This window comes from Salifodinibacter halophilus (genome assembly GCA_012999515.1).
GTDB classification, from domain to species: Bacteria; Pseudomonadota; Gammaproteobacteria; order Nevskiales; family Salinisphaeraceae; genus Salifodinibacter; species Salifodinibacter halophilus.
On the sequence record JABEEB010000155.1, the window covers coordinates 1 to 290 of the forward strand.

At 66.6% G+C, this 290-nt stretch carries 1 protein-coding gene; it reads left to right on the forward strand.

The annotated features are described in order from the left end of the window. On the forward strand, positions 1 to 290 hold a 290-nt coding region (locus HKX41_11120; GenBank protein ID NNC24682.1), incomplete at both ends, for a glycosyltransferase family 2 protein.

A 290-nucleotide genomic window follows, 5' to 3' on the forward strand; every position in this document is an offset into this window, starting at 1 on the left:
CTGGCCCTGCGCCGCGCGCTGTTCGCCGAAATCGGCGGCATGGACGAAACCCTCGCAGTGGCCTTCAACGACGTCGACCTGTGCCTGCGCCTGCACGCGCGCGGCTACCGCAACGTGTGGACACCGCATGCCGAGCTGTATCACCACGAGTCGGCTTCGCGTGGGCCGGAGGACACCAGCGAGAAGCGTTCGCGCTTCTTCGACGAGGTCGCGATCATGCGCCGCCGCTGGGGCGACTTCCTGCTGAACGACCCGGCCTACAACCCCAACCTGTCGCTGGAAAGTCTGAA